This window comes from Streptomyces sp. AN091965, assembly GCF_022698285.1.
Lineage (GTDB): Bacteria > Actinomycetota > Actinomycetes > Streptomycetales > Streptomycetaceae > Streptomyces.
On the sequence record NZ_JALDMY010000001.1, the window covers coordinates 5,130,344 to 5,149,146 of the forward strand.

Consider the following 18,803-nt stretch of genomic DNA (forward strand, 5'->3'; position numbering starts at 1 on the left):
TGCCAGGACGGTGGTACTGTGCGCGCCTCTCTCCTCCAGATCGCCGTAGAGGATGACGAATCAGTCAAGTCCCGGCGGCTGCGGGTCTCTTCGCTGGTGCGCGAGGTGGCCGAGCGTGAGGGCCCCGATCTGATCGTCCTGCCCGAGCTGTGGACCACCGGGGCCTTCGGGTACGAGGCGTTCGCCACGGAGGCGGAACCGCTTCAGGGTCCGACGTACGAGGCGATGGCCGAGGCCGCGCGCGACGCGGGCGTGTGGCTGCACGCGGGGTCCATTCCTGAGCGCGCCCCGTCCGACGGCGGCTCCGCCGGGGCCGACGGCGCCCTCTACAACACCTCCCTCGTCTTCTCGCCCGCCGGTGAGCTCGCCGGCGCCTACCGCAAGATCCACCGCTTCGGCTTCGACAAGGGCGAGGCCGTGCTGATGGGCGCGGGCCACGAACTGGTCACCGTCCGGGCGTCCGAGGCCGTGCTCGGCCTCGCCACCTGCTACGACCTGCGCTTCCCCGAGCTCTTCCGGGGGCTCGTGGACGCGGGGGCCGAGGTCTTCGTGGTGCCCGCGGGGTGGCCCGCGCGGCGGCGCGCGCACTGGTCGCTGTTCGCGCGGGCGCGGGCGGTGGAGGACCAGGTGTTCGTGCTCGCGTGCGGGACTGCGGGGGCGCATGCGGGGGTGGAGCAGGCGGGTGCGAGTGTGGTGGTCGACCCCTGGGGAGAGGTGCTCGCGGAGGCGGGGCCCTCCGGGGCTGAGGTCCTCACCGTGGATCTCGACCTTGCCAAGGTCGCGGAGGTCCGGGAGCAGTTCCCGGCGCTGAAGGACCGGCGGCTGGGCGTGGCCGAGCCCCGGCTTTGACGGCTGGGCCGCGCCCTTGCTTTGACGGCTGAGCGGCGCCTCGGTGCTGTGCCCACGCCTTCCCCAAGCTCTCGGCTCCGCTCGAGCAGGGGATGCCCCACTCGCCCTGCGGGACGATTGCCCACAGCGGCGGGGGCCGACCGCTGCAGGCAGGGGGGCGGCTAGTCCTCGCCGTGTTCCTTTTCCGCCAGGCGGATGACGCAGACCGTGATGGCCACCAGGAGGGCCGGGTCGGCGTCTTCGCGGGTGATGTGGAGGCCGTAGGTGTCCCGCACGCTGAACCAGCGGCGGGAGATGTCCGCGAGCAGCTCCCCCTCGTACTCGATCGCGAACTCGCGGTCGAAGATCTTGCCGCTGACGTCGAGCACGGTGCTGCCGTCGGCCAGCTCCACGCGGTAGTGGTTGCGCAGCAGCGAGAGCCGTTTGCGCTTGATCCTGGCCAGCGGCTCGCCCTCGCGCTCGATCACCATCGTGTCGCGCAGGGCGAGCATCTTGGCGTGGATGTCGATGAGCACCCGGCCCTGCGGATCCTTCAGTTCGAAGGTGTCCCGCAGCCGCATGGCCTTGCCGTCGACGAGGAAGACCTTGCGGCCCCGGTCGTCCTCGATCCAGTAGTCGTCACCGATGCCGAACAGACGGTCGCGTACGAGAAGCCTCATGTGCCCATGGGTACCCGCAAACGGGATGTTTCCGCCTCCTGGGCGCAGGGACGGCCCGAAAGGGGTCAGCCTTCGAGGAACGCCCGCAGCGCGTCCGCCAGCATGGGCGGGTCGTCGACGCCGCACAGCTCGCGCACGCTGTGCATGGACAGGATCGCCACGCCGATGTCGACCGTCTTGATGCCGTGCCGCGCCGCCGTGATGGGGCCGATGGTCGTGCCGCAGGGCATCGCGTTGTTGGAGACGAACGACTGGAACGGCACGCCCGCCTTCTCGCACGCGGCGGCGAACACCGCGCGGCCGGCGCCGTCGGTGGCGTAGCGGTTGTTGACGTTCACCTTCAGGATCGGGCCGCGGTTGGCGCGCGGGTGGTGCGTCGGGTCGTGCCGCTCCGCGTAGTTGGGGTGCACGGCGTGCCCGGTGTCGGACGACAGGCACACCGTGCCCGCGAAGGCGCGGGCCTTGTCCTCGTAGCGGCCGCCGCGGGCGAACACCGAGCGCTCCAGGACGCCGCCGAGCAGCGGGCCGTCGGCGCCGGTGTCGGACTGCGAGCCGTTCTCCTCGTGGTCGAACGCGGCGAGCACCGGGATGTACGGCAGCGCGTCGGCCCCGGAGGCGGTGGCCACGGCCGCGAGCGCGGCCGTACCGGCGTGCACGGACAGGAGGTTGTCCATGCGCGGGCCCGCGAGCAGCTCGCGGTCGCGGCCCAGATACGCGGGCGCCTCGACGGAGTGGGTCATGAGGTCCCAGCCGGTCACCTCGCCGGGGGCGAGGTCGCACTCCTCCTCCACGAAGCGGATCAGGTCGCCCTCGCGCACGTCGTCGCCCAGGCCCCAGATGGGCTGCATGTGCTTCTGCTTGTCGAGCTTGAGGCCCTCGGTGGGCACCGAACGGTCCATGTGGATGGCCAGTTGGGGCACGCGCAGCAGCGGGCGGTCCACGTTGACCAGACGGGTGGAGCCGTCCCGCAGGGTGAGGCGGCCCGCGAGGCCGAGGTCGCGGTCCAGCCAGGAGTTGAGGAGCGGTCCGCCGTAGATCTCGACGGCCACCTGGCGCCAGCCGTGGGCGCCGGCGTCCGGCAGCGGCTTCACCCGCAGGTTCGGGGAGTCGGTGTGCGCGCCGACGATGCGGAACGGGGTGTGGGCGCTCGCGCCCTCCGGCACGAACCAGGCGATGATCGCGCCGCCGCGCAGCACGTACTTGCCGCCGCTCGAGGCGTCCCAGGCGTCGGTCTCCTCGACCTGCCTGAAGCCCGCCTTCTCCAGTCGCTCCGCGGCGCTCGCCACGGCGTGGTACGGCGACGGGCTGGCCGCGAGGAAGGACATCAGGTCGTCGGTGTGACCGCGATCGAAGCGGGGGCGTGTGCGCATGCCGCTCAGCCTAACCAGGCCCTCGGGCCCTGTGCGGGGCCTCCGGCCGCGGTGGTGCCCCTGGTCCCGTCCCCTTCCGCCCGCCGCGGCGGGCGCCGTCCGACGCCGGTGGCCCGCCCCTGGACGGGAGCGGGCCACCAGAGCATCGGTGAGGCCTAGAACGCGGCCTCGTCCAGCTCCATCAGGTCGAGGCCCACGCCCTCGGCGAGGGCGCGCTGGGTGGCGACGCCCGGCAGGACGTTCGCCGCGAAGAACCTGGCGGCGGCGATCTTGCCCTGGTAGAAGGGCACGTCCTTCGAGGCCGCGGTCGGCAGCTTTTCGGCGGCCACGGCGGCACCGCGGAGCAGCAGATAGCCCACGACCACGTCACCGGAGGCGAGCAGCAGGCGGGTGGTGTTGAGCCCGACCTTGTAGATCGACTTCACGTCCTGCTCGGTGGCGGCGAGGTCGGTCAGCATGACGCCGACCATGGCCTCCAGCTCGACGGCGGCCTTGGCCAGCTCCTCGCGGGCCCCAGCGAGCTCCTCGCCTCCGGTGCCGACGGCGAGGAACTTCTTGATGTCCTCGGCGAGGCCGTTGAGTGCGGCGCCCTGATTGCGGACGATCTTCCGGAAGAAGAAGTCCTGGCCCTGGATGGCGGTCGTGCCCTCGTAGAGCGTGTCGATCTTGGCGTCGCGGATGTACTGCTCGATCGGGTACTCCTGCAGGTAGCCCGAGCCGCCGAAGGTCTGGAGCGACTGGGCCAGCTGCTCGTAGGCCTTCTCGGAGCCGTAGCCCTTGACGATGGGGAGCAGCAGGTCGTTGAGCGCGTGCAGGGTGGTGGCGTCCTCGCCCGCCGCCTCCTTGACCGCGATCTCGTCCTGGACGGCGGCGGTGTGCAGGACCAGGGCGCGCATGCCCTCCGCGTACGCCTTCTGCGTCATGAGGGAGCGGCGCACGTCCGGGTGGTGGGTGATCGTCACCTTCGGCGCGCTCTTGTCCATGAACTGGGCGAGGTCGGGGCCCTGGACGCGCTCCTTGGCGTACTCCAGGGCGTTCAGATAGCCCGTGGAGAGGGTGGAGATCGCCTTCGTGCCGACCATCATGCGGGCGAACTCGATGATGCGGAACATCTGGCGGATGCCGTCGTGCTTGTCGCCGATCAGCCAGCCCTTGGCGGGGTGCTGGTCGCCGAACGTCATCTCGCAGGTGTTGGACGCCTTGAGGCCCATCTTGTGCTCGACGTTCGTCGCGTACGCGCCGTTGCGGGCGCCGAGCTCGCCGGTCTCGAAGTCGAACTCGAACTTCGGGACGAGGAAGAGGGACAGGCCCTTGGTGCCGGGGCCGGCACCCTCGGGGCGGGCGAGGACGTAGTGGAGGATGTTCTCCGACATGTCGTGCTCGCCGGACGTGATGAAGCGCTTCACGCCCTCGATGTGCCAGGAGCCGTCCTCCTGCTGCACGGCCTTGGTGCGGCCCGCGCCCACGTCCGAACCGGCGTCCGGCTCGGTGAGGACCATCGTCGAGCCCCACTGCTTCTCGACGGCGATCTCGGCGATCTTCTTCTGGACGTCATTGCCCTCCTCGAAGAGGATCCCGGCGAACGCCGGGCCCGAGGAGTACATCCAGATCGCCGGGTTCGAGCCGAGGAGCAGCTCCGCGTACGCCCAGATCAGGGAGCGGGGCGAGGTGGTGCCGCCGATCTCCTCGGGCAGGCCGAGGCGCCAGTACTCGGAGTCCATGAAGGCCTGGTAGCTCTTCTTGAAGGAGGCCGGCACGGGGGCGGTGTTGGTCTCCGGGTCGAAGACCGGAGGGTTGCGGTCGGCGTCCTCGAAGGAAGCGGCCAGCTCGTTCTCCGCGAGGCGGGCGAGCTCGCTGAGGACGCTCTTGGCGGTCTCGACGTCCATCTCCGCGAACGGGCCGGTGCCGTACAGCTTGTCGCGGCCGAGGACCTCGAAGAGGTTGAACTCGATGTCGCGGAGATTCGACTTGTAGTGCCCCATGGCGACGGCTCCGTAATGGCTTGGGAGGCGGGGACCTCGTAGGCGTACCAGTAAGTAGCTTGTGGTCTTAAATGATGCTACCCGTCGGTAATAAGAGGCAACCCCTGAGCGGCCAAGTGTGAGCTGGGTCTACTTCCTCCCGCTCCCGTGCGCGGGCAGGCCGTCCAGGAAGTCGGATATCAGCCGCTGCCACTGAGCGGGCTTCTCGGCGAAGGGCAGGTGGCCCGTCGCGAGGTCCGCCGTCCGGGCGCCCGCGATGCCCGCCGCCGCCTCGCGCTGGAGCGCGGGCGGGATCAGCTGGTCCTCGGTCGTGATGACCGCCAGGGTCGGCACCGCGATCCGCGCCAGGTCGGCCCGCACGTCGACCCTGGCCACCAGGTCCACATGGTCCGCCGAGCCCTCCGGGACCGACTCCGCCGTGCCCCGCACGGTCGCCTCCGTGTCGGCTGCGGACAGGGACGCGAGGGCCGCCGGGCTCAGCGCGAGCGGCAGCAGGAACCGGGCCAGGGTGTCCCGGTCGCCGGACGCGGCGAGGCCGCGCCAGACCTCGGCCGTCAGTCGCGTACGGGTGTCCGGGCGGGCGAAGGGGGCCGTCAGGACCAGGGCCGTCACCCGCTGCGGGTGCCGCGTCGCCGCCCGCAGCGCCACGGCCGTGCCCAGCGAATAGCCCACCAGGGCGAAGGTCTCCAGGCCCTCGGCGTCGGCCGCCGCGACCAGCTCGTCCGCGAGCGCGTCCAGGGTCAGCGGGGTCCGGGACCGGGGGGTGGCTCCCGTGCCCGGGTAGTCGACGCCGACGACGCGGTGCGTCGGCGTCAACGCGTCAAGAACCGGGCCGTAGTTGGCCGCGATCGAGCCGCCCGCGCCGTGGGCGAGCAGCACTCCGGGGCCTGTGCCCGCGGCCGTGCGGGCGAACGTCGCGCCGGGCGCGGGTGCGGTCGCGACCGGCGAATCCGTCGCTGAGGTCGGCGTCTGCGGGTGTGCGGGCATGGGAGTCCCCCTCCGGTTCCGGCGGCCACGACTATCTGTAGCTGCCACTACAAAAACCGTAGCCGAGTCGCCACGCCATTGTCTAGCGGTCACTAGATAAATATTCCGGCGGCCCGCCACGCCGCTCTCGGTAGGCTGGGGGTCATGTACGGCTACGACCAACACGCCGGTGTCGGCCAGGGGTACGCCCCGCCGCAGCAGCCGCAGCAGCACGCGCAGATGCCCGGTGGTTACGGCCAGCAGCCCCCGCTGTATCCCGAGCCGTCGCCGCCGTCCCTCGCGGACGCGGTGCGCGCGTTCACCACGGGCTCGATGTCCGCCGAGGACTTCCAGCAGATCTTCGCGACCTCGAAGGTGTACTGCCCGCGCGGTGACAACCCGGGCTTCCTCGCGCTGCACAACACCCAGCAGCCGGTCATCCCGATGTTCACGTCCCTCAAGGAGCTGCGCCGCTACGCGGGCAAGGACTCCAAGTACTTCGTCATCACCGGCGCCGAGGTGATCGACCTGCTGCCGACCGGCTACGGCTTCGTCCTGGACATGGAGGGCGAGCACCGCATGGTGTTCGACGCGAAGGCCGTCGAGCAGATGGTGGACTTCGCGATGCGCCGCATGTACGGCTGACCACCGGGCTACGAGCAGGCCGGTCCTGGGAGCCTTGGAGATCGAGCGGCCGTGCAGGGGCTTGAAGGCGGGGCGCTCGGTCTCGGTCGTCCGGCGCGCGGCCAGGACGTGGTCGGGGAGCTCCGCGCCCGCGACGCCGATCGTGTCGGGTTCCAGCCGTACGAGATCCTTGCCGGTGTGCTCGTCGAGGAGGGCCTGAAGCCGCGGCGCGAAAACGGTGGTGCGGCGATTTCGCGGATATGTCCGCGGCGGGGCCGATGGATTTCCGGGGCCGCCGGTTCCGTACATCGCTGCGCTTTATGAATTCTCTACGGTGGCGGCGGTGGCGCCCCCGCCTTTTGGCTCCGCCGATTCTGGCTGTGCTCGGTGGATGGCATGCGGAGGTCTCCGGAATGAGGGGCCCGCGCGGCGGAACGGAAGGAAACCGGCTCCTGTGCCGTGCGCGGGCCCACGGGCCCGAAGGCCAGTACCGGACGTGCCGGGCGGTCCGGACCCGGGTCAGCAGGGCGCTCAGTACCAGATGTGCCAGGCGGACTGCTTCAGGCTCGCCTCGTCCTCGGCTCGTTCTTCTTCGTGGCGGCCTTAAGGGCCTTGATGATCTTAGCCATGCGAAAACCTCCCTCTCTGCGTTTTGAGTACGCGGAAACAGTGGTTTAGGGGCGGCAATTCACGGACGCCCCAAAGGGTGTCGAGAAATGCGCTCCTGTTGTTGCGTGGAGAGCGAATTGGTCTCCGGATCACGTTGTCAATGGGTTGCGCTTCTTTCGGTGCGTTCCGGGGAGTCGTTATCTCTATATGTGGGATATATGGCGGTCTTGTGGCGGTGGGCGCGGGGTGGGTGTGCGGCGGGGTGCGGAGGTGTGCCGCGGGTGGCGGGGGGCGCGTTTCGGTCAGGGGGGTGTGTGGCGGGGCGGGCGGCGGGAATGCCGTCGGGCCGTGCCGCGTTCCAGGTGGCAGAAAGTTCTACGTTCAACTAACCTGAGCGCAAGAGGAGGTCCGAACCATGCCTGCAGTGACCGTTGAGAACCCGCTGACCCTGCCCCGCGTGACCGTGCCCGCCGACACCACGGCGCGGCCCGTGCTCGCCGTGAAGACCGCGCCGAGCGGCTTCGAGGGCGAAGGGTTCCCGGTGCGCCGGGCCTTTGCCGGGATCAACTACAAGTACCTCGACCCGTTCATCATGATGGACCAGATGGGCGAGGTGGAGTACGCGGCCGGAGAGCCCAAGGGCACGCCCTGGCACCCGCACCGCGGCTTCGAGACCGTGACGTATCTGATCGACGGCACGTTCGTGCACCAGGACTCCAACGGTGGCGGCGGCACCATCAAGAACGGCGACACCCAGTGGATGACGGCCGGCTCCGGCCTGCTCCACATCGAGGCGCCGCCGGAGTCGCTCGTCATGTCCGGCGGCCTCTTCCACGGGCTCCAGCTGTGGGTGAACCTGCCCGCCAAGGACAAGATGATGGACCCCCGTTACCAGGACATCCGCGGTGGTCAGGTGCGGCTGCTCACCTCGCCGGACGGCGGGGCGCTCCTGCGGGTCATCGCCGGTGGGCTCGACGGGCACGAGGGGCCCGGGATCACGCACACCCCGATCACCATGGTCCACGCGACGGTGCGGCCGGGGGCCGAGGTCACGCTGCCCTGGCGGGAGGACTTCAACGGGCTGGCGTACGTGCTGGCCGGGCGCGGGTCCGTGGGCGCCGAGCGGAGGCCCGTCCAGGTGGGGCAGACCGCCGTCTTCGGGGCGGGGGGTTCCCTCACCGTCCGGGCGGACGAGCAGCAGGACTCCCACACGCCGGATCTGGAGGTCGTGCTCCTTGGCGGGCAGCCGATTCGGGAGCCGATGGCGCACTACGGGCCGTTCGTGATGAACACGCGCGAGGAGCTGCAGCAGGCGTTCGAGGACTTCCAGAAGGGGCGGCTGGGGTCCGTGCCCGCGGTGCACGGCATGTGACCTCCGGCTGGGCGCCTGCCCCCCTCTGCGGGGCGGGTGCCCTCTGCCCGCGCGGGCGCTCGGCGCGGGGCGGTGCCCCTCTGCCCGGGGCGGTGCCCCTGTTGGACGGTTGCTCGGCGCCGTGGGCTGTGCCCACCCGTTCCGCCCTCTGGGCGGCCCAGCTGCCCGCAGCCGGGGCGGGAGGGGCAGCCGCGGTGGAGCGGGTGGGGCACCCGGGCGCGTCGTTCCGCGTGCGGAGCGGTGGGGGGCGTGGTCGGGTGGCAGGGTGTCTTCGCTTCTGCCTGAGGTGGTGCGGCGGCTTGCCGCCTGGTGTGTGGTGGCCCTGCTCGTCACGGGTGTCGCGGCCGTCGGGGTCTGGCTGTGCGTCGTCTTCAAGACCGCCGTCACCCCCGTGCTGCTCGCGCTGCTCGGGACCGCGCTGCTCGGGCCGCTGTACCGGCGCCTGGTGCGGATGCGGGTGCAGCGGTCCCTCGCGGCGGGGCTGACGTGCGCGGCCGTGCTCGCGGTCGTCGGCGGGGCGACGTACATCGTCGTGAAGGCCCTGATCGACACCGGCGGCCAGATCGTGGACTCCCTCAAGAACGCCGCGCACGACCTGTCGAAGCACTTCGGCGCGGCCGGCACCTCCCTGGACGACCTGGCGTCCAACTCCAAGGACCTCCTCGGCAAGTTCGGCGGCACGGCGGCCTCGGGGGTGGTCAGCGGCCTGAGCGTGGTCGGCGAGATGATCGCGACCGCGGTCCTCGCGCTGCTGCTCGTGTTCTTCTTCCTGCGGGACTCCCACAAGGCGGCGAGCACGCTGCGGTCCCTGGTGCCCGCGCACTCCGGGGACACCGTGGAGGCGATGGCGCGGCGGGCCTTCACGGCCGTCGAGGGGTTCATGCGCGGGACGACGTTCATCGCGCTCATCGACGCGGTGTGCATCACCGTCGGGCTGCTGATCCTGCGCGTTCCGGGGGCGTGGGGGCTCGGCGCCCTGGTGTTCGTCGGGGCCTACATCCCGTACCTGGGGGCGTTCCTCTCCGGGGCCATCGCCATCCTCGTGGCGCTCGCCGACCGGGGCCTCGTCATCGCCCTGTGGGCGCTCGGCGTGGTGCTCGCGGTGCAGGTCCTGGAGGGGCACGTGCTCCAGCCGATGATCCAGAGCAGGACCGTGCAGATGCACCCGGCGGTGGTGATGCTCGCGATCACCGCGGGCGCGTCCGTCGCCGGGATCATCGGCATGCTGCTCGCCGTGCCGCTGACGGCCGCGGCCTTCGGAGTGGTCAGCGAGTTGCGGGCCCGCTACACGGAGAAGGCGTCCGCGGGGCCCTCCCCGGCATCCCCTTCGGCCGAGGCCGAGCCTTCGTAGAGCTCGAACCAGATGCTCTTGCCCTCCCCGCGCGGGTCCACGCCCCACCGGTGGGCGAGCAGGTCCATGAGGACGAGGCCGCGCCCGGAGGAGGCGAGTTCGCCGGGGTGGCGCTTGTGCGGCAGGTCGTCACTGCTGTCGGTGACCTCCGCGCGCAGCCTGCGCGTGCCGTTCTCGCCGGTGACCTCGGCGACGAGGAGGGCGTCGCCGTCGGTGTGCACCAGGACGTTGGTGATCATCTCGGAGATCAGCAGGACGGCGGAGTCGACCTGGTCGGTGTCCGCCCAGTCGTGCAGCAGGTCCCGCAGGTGCCCGCGCGCGCCCGCGACGCGCTCCGGCTCGGCCTGCGCGATGGTCAGCATCGTGCGGCGGATGCGGACGCGCTCCTCGGGGCGCCCGGTGCGGCGCAGCAGCAGGAGGGCGATGTCGTCCTCGCGGCGGTCGGCGAGCGGCCCCGTGGTGTGGTGCGAGGAGGGCCCGTGCACCGCCTGGACGAGGGCGTCGGCGAGGGTCTCCAGGTCGTCGTCCGCCCCGGAGGGACGGGACCGGGTCTCGTACTCCGGGCCCGCGGGCTCCGCGTACTCGGAGAACCCGTCGTAGTTCTCCAGGATGCGCCGGATCCGCGTCCAGCCGGTCTCCAGGTCGTGGCCGCCGGTCTCTATCAGGCCGTCGGTGCAGATCAGCATCGTCTCGCCGGTGTCGAGGACGAGCCGGGTCGTGGGGTAGTCCGCGTCCGGGTCGATGCCCAGGGGCAGGCCGCCCGCGATGGGCCGCTGCAGGACCGTTCCGTCGGACATGCGGATGACGGGTTCGGGGTGGCCCGCGCGGGCGATCTCCAGGAGGCCGGTCGCCGGATCGGCCTCTACGTAGAGACACGTCGCGAAGCGCGGGTCCGTGGCCGCGTGGTCGGGGTCGTTGCGGGAGTCCGTGGAACCGTAGGTGATGCCGTCCGTGATGCCGGACAGGAAGCGGGTGGCGCGGGACAGGACCGCGTCCGGGCGGTGGCCCTCCGAGGCGTACGCGCGCAGGGCGATGCGGAGCTGCCCCATCAGGCCCGCCGCCCGGACGTCGTGGCCCTGTACGTCGCCGATGACGAAGGCGATGCGGCCGCTGGGCAGCGGGATCATGTCGTACCAGTCGCCGCCGACCTGGAGGCCGCCGCCGGTCGGGACGTAGCGCGCGGCGACGCTCATGCCGGGGATCTCGGGGCCGAGCGTCGGCATCATGGACCGCTGGAGGCCCTCGGTCAGCTCCCGCTCGGACTCCGCGACCCCGGCCCGCGACAGGGCCTGCGCCAGCATCCGGGCGACCGTCGTCAGGACGGAGCGCTCGTCGGGCGTGAACGACACGGGGTACGTGAACGCGGCCATCCAGGCGCCCATCGTGCGGCCCGCCACGGTCAGCGGCAGGAACGCCCAGGACTGCCGCTTGAAGCGGGACGCGAGGGGCCACGTCGTCGGATAGCGGCGGCGGTACTCCTGCGGCGACGACAGATAGACGGCGCGGCCGGTGCGCAGCACCTCGGCGGCCGGGTAGTCGGTGTCCAGGGGCATGGCGGCGAGCGGATCGTCGTCCCCGTAGCCGTGGTGTCCGTGGTGGCCGACGACGGTGAGCCGGTCGCCGGTGGAGCCGAAGACGGCGAGGCCGTCCGGGGAGAACCCGGGCATCGACAGGCCCGCGGCGACCCGCAGGACCTCCTCCGTGGACCGCGCCTCCGCGAGCGCGCGCCCCGCGTCGAGCAGGAAGGCCTCGCGGGAGCGGCGCCAGTCGCCGGTGACGGGCGCGCGGGCGGCGGCGCCCGGCCCCGGCTCGGTGACCTCCTGGAGGGTGCCGATGAGCTCGTACGCCGTCGACGAGGAGTCGTGGACGACCGGCTTGGTGCGGCTGCGGACCGTGCGCAGGACGTGCCGGCCCTGCTCGTCCATGATCCGCAGCCGGGCCTCGGCGAGGGTGCCCTCGGCGACGGCGAGCTGCACGATGCCGTGGATCTCGTTCCAGTCGACCGGGTGGAAGCGGGAGCGCACGCCGACCTCGGTGGTGGTCTGGGCGCGCGGCGCGAGGCCGAGCAGCCGGGCGGCCTCCGCGTCGAGGGTGACGGTGCCGCTCGCGTTGTCCCACCGCCACAGGCCGGTGGCGATCGCGGCGAGTACGTCCTCCACAGGGGGCAGTGCGCCCTGGCCGGGCGGCAGGGAGGCGTCACCCCCCTGCTCGCGGGGCTCATTGGTGCGCATTGCTTCACTGTAGGAAGAGGTACGGACCAGCCGCCACCGAGTGCCGGGCGCGGCTTCGCTGGCGGTTCGCGCTCTCGCCGCATCGCTTCGCTCGATTTCGCGGCCGCGGGCTTGCGGTGGCCGGGCGCGCCACGCGGCGGAGCCGCTCATGGGTACGGTCCCGCGCCCCTATGGGGCGCTGGCAAACGGTAGCCTTGAGCGCTAGCGTCCCCCCGATCTCGAAAGACTGGATGAACGACGATGCATCGGTACAGGTCCCACACGTGCGGTGAGCTCCGCGCCTCTGACGTCGGCACGGACGTCCGGCTGAGCGGCTGGCTGCACAATCGGCGCGACCTGGGCGGCATCCTCTTCATCGATCTGCGCGACCACTACGGCATCACGCAGCTCGTCGCCCGTCCCGGCACGGCCGCCGCCGAGGCCCTGGACAAGCTCTCCAAGGAGACGGTCGTCCGCGTCGACGGCAAGGTCGTCTCCCGCGGCGCGGACAACGTGAACCCGGAGCTGCCCACCGGCGAGATCGAGATCGAGGCCGCCGACGTCGAGGTGCTCGGCGCCGCGGCCCCGCTGCCCTTCACGATCAACGCGGAGGACGGGGTCAACGAGGAGCGGCGCCTGGAGTACCGCTTCCTCGACCTGCGCCGCGAGCGCATGCACCGCAACATCATGCTGCGCTCGGCCGTCATCGCCGCGATCCGCCACAAGATGGTGGCCCTCGGCTTCAACGAGATGGCGACGCCGATCCTCACCGCGACCTCCCCCGAGGGCGCGCGCGACTTCGTGGTCCCCTCCCGGCTGAACCCGGGCAAGTTCTACGCCCTGCCGCAGGCGCCGCAGCAGTTCAAGCAGCTGCTGATGATCTCCGGCTTCGACCGCTACTTCCAGATCGCGCCGTGCTTCCGCGACGAGGACGCGCGCGCGGACCGCTCGCCGGGCGAGTTCTACCAGCTCGACGTCGAGATGAGCTTCGTGGAGCAGGAAGACGTCTTCCAGCCCATCGAGAAGCTCATGACCGAGCTGTTCACGGAGTTCGGCGGCGGCCGCGAGGTCACCTCGCCGTTCCCGCGCATCCCGTTCCGCGAGTCGATGCTGAAGTACGGCAACGACAAGCCGGACCTGCGCGCCAAGCTCGAACTCGTCGACATCACCGACGTCTTCGAGGGCTCGGAGTTCAAGGCCTTCGCGGGCAAGCACGTGCGCGCGCTGCCGGTGCCGGACACGGCCGGGCAGTCCCGCAAGTTCTTCGACGGCCTCGGTGAGTACGCCGTCGAGCACGGCGCCAAGGGCCTGGCCTGGATCCGCGTCGGCGAGGACGGGGCCTTCGCGGGCCCGATCGCCAAGTTCCTCACCGAGGCGAACGTGGCGGAGCTGACCAAGCGCCTCGGCCTGGAGGCCGGCCACGCCGTGTTCTTCGGCGCGGGCGAGTTCGACGAGGTCTCCAAGATCATGGGCGCGGTCCGCGTCGAGGCCGCCAAGCGCGCGGGCCACTTCGAGGAGAACGTCTTCCGCTTCTGCTGGATCGTCGACTTCCCGATGTACGAGAAGGACGAGGAGACCGGCAAGATCGACTTCTCCCACAACCCCTTCTCGATGCCCCAGGGCGGCATGAAGGACCTGGAGGAGAAGGACCCGCTGGACATCCTCGCCTGGCAGTACGACATCGTCTGCAACGGCATCGAGCTGTCCTCCGGCGCCATTCGCAACCACGAGCCCGAGGTCATGCTGAAGGCCTTCGAGATCGCGGGCTACGCGGCGGAGACCGTCGAGCAGGAGTTCGCGGGCATGCTCCGCGCCTTCCGCCTCGGCGCCCCGCCGCACGGCGGCATCGCGCCGGGCGTCGACCGCATCGTCATGCTCCTCGCGGACGAGCCGAACATCCGCGAGACCATCGCCTTCCCGCTCAACGGCAACGCCCAGGACCTGATGATGGGCGCGCCCACGGTCCTGGAGGAGGCGCGGCTCAAGGAGCTGAACATCGCCCTGCGCAAGGCTCCCGCCAAGGGTGAGCAGGCCGAGAAGTAAGCCTCTGGCTCAGGTCAGGGGGTTCGGGACCTTGGCGGTCCCGGGCCCCCTTTTCCGTTCGGGCCCCTTCCGGTTCGGGCCCCATTCGTCTGGGGCTTCGCCCCTTTCCCCCTCATTGGCGCTTCGCGCCTCGTCCTCAAACGCCGGACGGGCTTGAACTCCGCCAGGCGCTCGTGCCGCGTTACAGTACATACGTACTGTTGTCTGCTCCGTCAGGAAGGGCCCCCATGGCCGCCGCCGAGCCCCGTCGGCGCGATCCCGCGCGGCGTGTCGAGGAGATCGCCGCCGCCACCGAGCGCGTCATCGCCGAGCGCGGCGTCGAGGGGCTCACGCACCGGGCCGTCGCCGCCGAGGCGGGGGTGCCGCTCGGCGCGACGACGTACCACTTCGCCACCAAGGACGACCTGATCGCGGCGGCCCTGCGCCGATCCGTCGACCGGTTCGCCGCGTACCTCGACGAGTGGGTCGCCCGTCGGCCCGAGCTCACGCCCGAGCAGCACGCCGTGCTGCTCGCCGACGCGGTCCTGCCGCCGCTCGCCGGGCCCGAGCGGGCCCAGCAGGTGGTCGACCTGGAGCTGTACCTCGCCGCGCTGCGCCGGCCAGCGCTGCGCCACATCGCCGAGGAGCACCAGGGGCACATCCTGCGCGCCCTGGCCCACTACACCGACCCGGACACCGCCGCCGCCGCGGGAGCCGCGCTCATGGGGATCAGCCTGCGCTCCCTCGCCTCGCAGAGCCCCCCGACCCGGGCCGAGGTCGAGGCGATCCTGCGCCGCATCCTCACCCCGAACCCCGCGCTCACCGGAGCCTGACGGCCAATCGTGACGCGGCGGGGTCTCCTCAACACCCCTGTCGTGCCCTTACCCTGACGATCCGTCACGCTACGGGGCGCGGGACGGAATCGTGACGCTTCGGGGGACCGGTGCCCGACGATCTGGGATTCGGCAAACTGCTGGACGACGACGGCCTGGTCGCCCGGCTGCTCGGCAAGACGGCCAAGGGCCGCAACCGCCCGCTCCTGTACGGGCCCGACCTGCCGGTGGTGCTCGTCACCGGCGGACCCGGCATGGGCAAGGGGCGGCTGCTGGCGTGCGTGCGCGACGCGTTCGGGCGCCACGTTCCGGCCGCGCACGTCGACTGCGCCGCGCCCGTGTTCCGCGAAGGCGCCGACCAGCGGCGCAGCACCCGCTCGGAGGCGACAGAGGCCCTGCGGGAGCTGGCCGTCCAGTTCGGCGCCTGGAGCGGCGACGGCGGGGCGATCGGCGCCCCGCGCCTGTACGCGGGCCTGGTCGCGGTCGCCGCGGGGGACGCCCTGGCCAACCCGGCCGACGGCCTGGGCGAGGTGCGCCGATACGACGACCTGCTGCCGAGGGGCTCGTTCTGGGGCGGCGTGCTGCACCGCGCCTTCCGCGCCTACCTGGCCGCGCTCGGCGCGCTCCTCGTCGCCCAGCCGCTGGCCACACCGCTGATCACCGCCATACTCGACGAGCTCTTCGAGCGGACCTCGTCCGAGGGCAAGGCCGCCCTGGAGGCCTGTTACGGCTCCTACTCGGGCGCGGCCGGACACCCCCGGCTCGGCCTGCACGCGCTGAGCGTCGACTTCCAGCAGGGCGGCGAGGCCCGCGCCAACGCGGAGAGCTTCCTGTTCCGGGCCCTGCGCGAGGACGTGGAGGCCGCGTACACCTCCGTACGCGGCCGCGTCGCGCGCGCCGGGCGGCCCGCCGTCCTGCTCGACCACGCCGACAACGGCGTCGGCCGCCGCCTCGTCCGGTCCGTGCTGCTCGACCGCGAGAGCGGCCACCACGACCGCGTGGTCGTCCTCGCCACCGCGCGCCGCGCCGACGGCGGCCGCTTCCTGTACCGCTCGCCGGACGGGGCCGCGGACGCCCCGGCCGTCTGGGGCCCCGCCGACGGCGGCCTGCCCGGCTGGGCGCGAAGACAGGGCGGCGTTCCGGGCCTGGTCGCCCCCGCGCGCGGCGTGCTGCTCGTCCGGATGCCGCTGCTGACCCCCGAGCAGCAGAACCACGAGCTGGCCCGGCTCCGGGGGCACGGCCGCGACGTGGGCCACCGGCCGGACGAGCACGCCGCGCGGCTGCGCGTGGAGAGCGCCGTGCACCGGCTCAGCGGCGGCCGCCCCCGCTTCGTCACCCGCCTCGGCGAGGCCGCGGCCGCGCTGCGCGTCCCGGACCCGGCCGCGCTCACCGACTGGTCCCTGCTCGACGCGCCGGTGCGCTGCCGGGAGGCGTCCGAGGCGCCGCCGCGGCCCGTCGCCGAGCTGCTCCTCGACGATCTGGTCGGACGCCAGCTCCCCGAGGAACTGCCGCCCGAGCAGCACGGCCACTGGCTCGACCTGCTCAGCCATCTGTCGGTCGCGCACACCGGGCCGTGCGCACAGCGCCTGATCCGGGCCCGGCAGGGCGAGCGGGACGAGCGCCTGTCCGCGTACCGCGTCGCCGAACTCCTCCAGGACAACGGCTGGCCGCACTGCCCGCGCCACTTCATCGGCGACCGCGGCCTGCGCCACCTCCTGATGCGGCGCCTGTACGCGACGGCGGGCGGCGCGGGCCGGGGGCGGGGCGCGGTGTGGCGCGCCGACCACGCCCTGCTGCGGGACCACTTCGGGCCGCCGCCCCCGGCCGCGGGGCCCGGCCAGGACGCCGCCGACGAGCTGTTCGGCTCGGCGGCCGCGCACGCCGCGCACCACGACCTGGCCGCGTCCGGGGCCGCGCGGGCCGTCGACCACCTGACGCGGTCGTTCCCCGCACGCGACCCGCGCCGCTCCATGGCCGACTGGTGCGGAGAGCTGCTCGCCGTCGCGGGCGCGCCCTGCGAGGCGCCGCTCGCGGGCACGCCGGACGACCGGCACGCCCGCGCGCTCGGGGAGGTGCCCGCGCCCGGCGACGACGTGCTGCGCCGCCGCGTGGACCGGCTGCTGCACGCGGTGTGGCTGTACGAGGACCGCACGGGTCCGGTGGACCCGGCGGTGACGGGCACCTGGCGGCAGCTGCTCGACCGGCTCGGCGACGAACCCGTGCCGGGGGTCGAGGTGCTGTCGCGCACGGCCGGGGAGTGGGCCGAACGGGCGGGGGAGCGACAGCCGTTGAAGCCGTGTGCGTGCACGCGGCACATCGGCTGACGGGCCGGGCGGACGGCGAAGGGACGTCGGATGGCGGGGCGAAGGGGGCGGCGGTGCTGAACTGGCTGTACAACCACGTGTGGGCCACACGCCTGAAGAAGGCCGTCACGATCCTGGTCGTGGCGGCCGTGGGGGCCGCCGTGGGCATCCTGGTGCCGCCCGCCGTGGGCGGTCCCGACCACTGCGCGGACGGCGTGGAGAAGCACGGCGGCGAATGCGTCGGAATCAACGGCTCCGGCTATGACTTCGGCACGTCCGAGATCAGCAGGGTCAGCGCCGCGATCGCCAGGGAGAACCGGCGGATCGACGGCGAGCCGCACGTCACCGTGGCGATGATGCTGCCCCTCCAGCCGGAGTCGGCCGCCGAGCGCACCCAGCTGCGCAGCGACGTACAGGGCGCCTATCTCGCCCAGTACCGCGCCAACCGCACCGAGCAGAAGCCGCTGATCCGTCTGGTGCTGGCCAACCCCGGCCGGAACTACGCCCAGCAGGCCCGCGTCGTCGACGACCTGGCGGAGCTCGCGGACGACCGGAAGCACAACCTGCGCGCGGTGACCGGCTTCAACCTGAGCCTGCGGCACACCGTCGACGCCGTCGACCGGCTGACGAACGAGCTGCGCGTCCCGGTCCTCATCAGCCGGGCCAGCGCGGACGAACTCGCCAACGTCGAGCGGCGCGAGGGCAGGCCGCGCTTCCCCGGGCTCGCGCGGGTGATCCCCACCAACCGGCAGCAGGCGGCGGCGCTCGCCGCGTTCCACCACGGCCTGCGCGACGAGGAGACGGTCCTGGTCAAGGACACCCGCCCGGACGACATCTATGTGGAGTCGCTCGCGCGGGCGTTCAGCGGGGACGAGGCGGGCCCGCCGGGCGCGAAGGACCAGGAGTTCACGTCCCCGTCCATCGGCGACGCGGGCGAGACCGGCAACGACTTCTCGCTGATCGGCCACAACATCTGCCAGTCCCGGGCGAAGGTCGTCTACTTCGCGGGCCGCCCGGTGCACTTGCGCCTGTTCGCGCTGAAGCTCGCGGAAGTGCCGTGCCGGGGCAAGCGGTACACCGTGGTGAGCGGTTCGGGCGCGGCGACCCTGGACCGCTACATGAGCGCCGCGGACTGGCGGAAGTTGCGCGGCGACGCGGGCGCCAAGGAGCCCACGGTCACCGTGCAGTACACCGCGCCCGGACACCCCGAGGCCTGGTCGCGGGCGCTGGCCGGGGCGAAGGGCCGACCCGCCCACCTGGCAGAACCGCAGCGGGAGTTGGCCGAGCTGCGCGCGCTCACCGACCGCCAGGGGGCCGGTGACATCGGGCCCGTCCATTACGACGACTCGCGCACGATGCTCGTGCACGACGGCGTGCTCACGATCTCCCGGGCCGTCTTCCTCGCCAACGCCCGGTCGGCCGGGTCGGTGCCGCCCCGCGAGCGGGTGGCCGCCCAGTGGTCGCGCCTGGAGTCCGCGCACCGGGTGGCCGGAACCAGTGGGTGGGTGTGTCTGACCAATGCGGGCAATCCCTACGACAAGCCGGTGGCGGTGGTCGAACTCGACCCCCGCACGCGCAAGCTGAGGTTCGTGGGGCTCGGGTGGCCGGGCGGGCGCCCACAGCCGCGCGACTGCGTCGTGCCCAGTGGCTGAC

General features: G+C 72.3%; 13 protein-coding genes. 8 read left to right on the top strand and 5 right to left on the bottom strand.

Annotation, left to right across the window (positions count from 1 at the left end; all coding sequences use genetic code 11):
• Nucleotides 1-18 precede the first annotated feature (18 nt).
• Nucleotides 19-849 carry a carbon-nitrogen family hydrolase gene (locus MQV74_RS21705; protein ID WP_242720046.1) on the top strand — a complete coding sequence of 277 codons (831 nt, stop codon included), beginning with the start codon at nucleotides 19-21 and terminating at the stop codon, nucleotides 847-849.
• A 161-nt stretch (nucleotides 850-1,010) separates the two neighbouring features.
• Here MQV74_RS21705 and MQV74_RS21710 read toward each other — a convergent pair whose 3' ends face one another.
• From MQV74_RS21710 to MQV74_RS21725, 4 genes are all read right to left on the bottom strand, one after another.
• Complete coding sequence (locus tag MQV74_RS21710; protein ID WP_242720048.1) at nucleotides 1,011-1,508, bottom strand: LURP-one-related/scramblase family protein; 498 nt, start codon at nucleotides 1,506-1,508, stop codon at nucleotides 1,011-1,013.
• A gap of 65 nt (nucleotides 1,509-1,573) precedes the next feature.
• Nucleotides 1,574-2,878, bottom strand: coding sequence for a M18 family aminopeptidase (locus tag MQV74_RS21715; protein WP_242720050.1), 1,305 nt, complete (start codon nucleotides 2,876-2,878; stop codon nucleotides 1,574-1,576).
• 155 nt (nucleotides 2,879-3,033) lie between these two features.
• Nucleotides 3,034-4,860, bottom strand: coding sequence for an acyl-CoA dehydrogenase (locus tag MQV74_RS21720; RefSeq protein WP_242720052.1), 1,827 nt, complete (start codon nucleotides 4,858-4,860; stop codon nucleotides 3,034-3,036).
• Between the two features lie 129 nt (nucleotides 4,861-4,989).
• On the bottom strand, nucleotides 4,990-5,847 hold the full coding sequence (locus MQV74_RS21725; protein WP_242720054.1) for an alpha/beta fold hydrolase: 858 nt from the start codon (nucleotides 5,845-5,847) through the stop codon (nucleotides 4,990-4,992).
• A 144-nt stretch (nucleotides 5,848-5,991) separates the two neighbouring features.
• Between MQV74_RS21725 and MQV74_RS21730 the strand changes: the two genes are divergently transcribed.
• The 3 genes from MQV74_RS21730 to MQV74_RS21740 all read left to right on the top strand — a co-directional run bounded on the left by MQV74_RS21730 (nucleotide 5,992) and on the right by MQV74_RS21740 (nucleotide 9,782).
• Complete coding sequence (locus MQV74_RS21730; protein ID WP_172385119.1) at nucleotides 5,992-6,471, top strand: SseB family protein; 480 nt, start codon at nucleotides 5,992-5,994, stop codon at nucleotides 6,469-6,471.
• 1,003 nt (nucleotides 6,472-7,474) lie between these two features.
• Nucleotides 7,475-8,431 carry a pirin family protein gene (locus tag MQV74_RS21735; RefSeq protein WP_242720056.1) on the top strand — a complete coding sequence of 319 codons (957 nt, stop codon included), beginning with the start codon at nucleotides 7,475-7,477 and terminating at the stop codon, nucleotides 8,429-8,431.
• A 265-nt stretch (nucleotides 8,432-8,696) separates the two neighbouring features.
• Entirely contained in the window at nucleotides 8,697-9,782 is a 1,086-nt protein-coding gene (locus MQV74_RS21740; RefSeq protein ID WP_242720058.1) for an AI-2E family transporter, read from the top strand.
• Here MQV74_RS21740 and MQV74_RS21745 read toward each other — a convergent pair.
• Complete coding sequence (locus MQV74_RS21745; RefSeq protein ID WP_242720059.1) at nucleotides 9,716-12,013, bottom strand: SpoIIE family protein phosphatase; 2,298 nt, start codon at nucleotides 12,011-12,013, stop codon at nucleotides 9,716-9,718. The genes MQV74_RS21740 and MQV74_RS21745 overlap by 67 nt on opposite strands.
• Nucleotides 12,014-12,253: 240 nt before the next feature.
• Here MQV74_RS21745 and aspS point away from each other — a divergent pair, with 240 nt between their 5' ends.
• The 4 genes from aspS to MQV74_RS21765 all read left to right on the top strand — a co-directional run bounded on the left by aspS (nucleotide 12,254) and on the right by MQV74_RS21765 (nucleotide 18,802).
• Nucleotides 12,254-14,035, top strand: a complete 1,782-nt coding sequence (aspS, locus tag MQV74_RS21750; RefSeq protein WP_242720061.1) for an aspartate--tRNA ligase — start codon at nucleotides 12,254-12,256, stop codon at nucleotides 14,033-14,035.
• A 227-nt stretch (nucleotides 14,036-14,262) separates the two neighbouring features.
• Nucleotides 14,263-14,847: a TetR/AcrR family transcriptional regulator gene (locus MQV74_RS21755; protein WP_242720063.1), complete on the top strand. Its 585-nt coding sequence runs from the start codon at nucleotides 14,263-14,265 to the stop codon at nucleotides 14,845-14,847.
• A 110-nt stretch (nucleotides 14,848-14,957) separates the two neighbouring features.
• On the top strand, nucleotides 14,958-17,171 hold the full coding sequence (locus MQV74_RS21760; protein ID WP_242720066.1) for a hypothetical protein: 2,214 nt from the start codon (nucleotides 14,958-14,960) through the stop codon (nucleotides 17,169-17,171).
• Between the two features lie 53 nt (nucleotides 17,172-17,224).
• Nucleotides 17,225-18,802, top strand: coding sequence for an amino acid ABC transporter substrate-binding protein (locus MQV74_RS21765; protein WP_242720068.1), 1,578 nt, complete (start codon nucleotides 17,225-17,227; stop codon nucleotides 18,800-18,802).
• The last annotated feature ends 1 nt before the right edge of the window (nucleotide 18,803 follow it).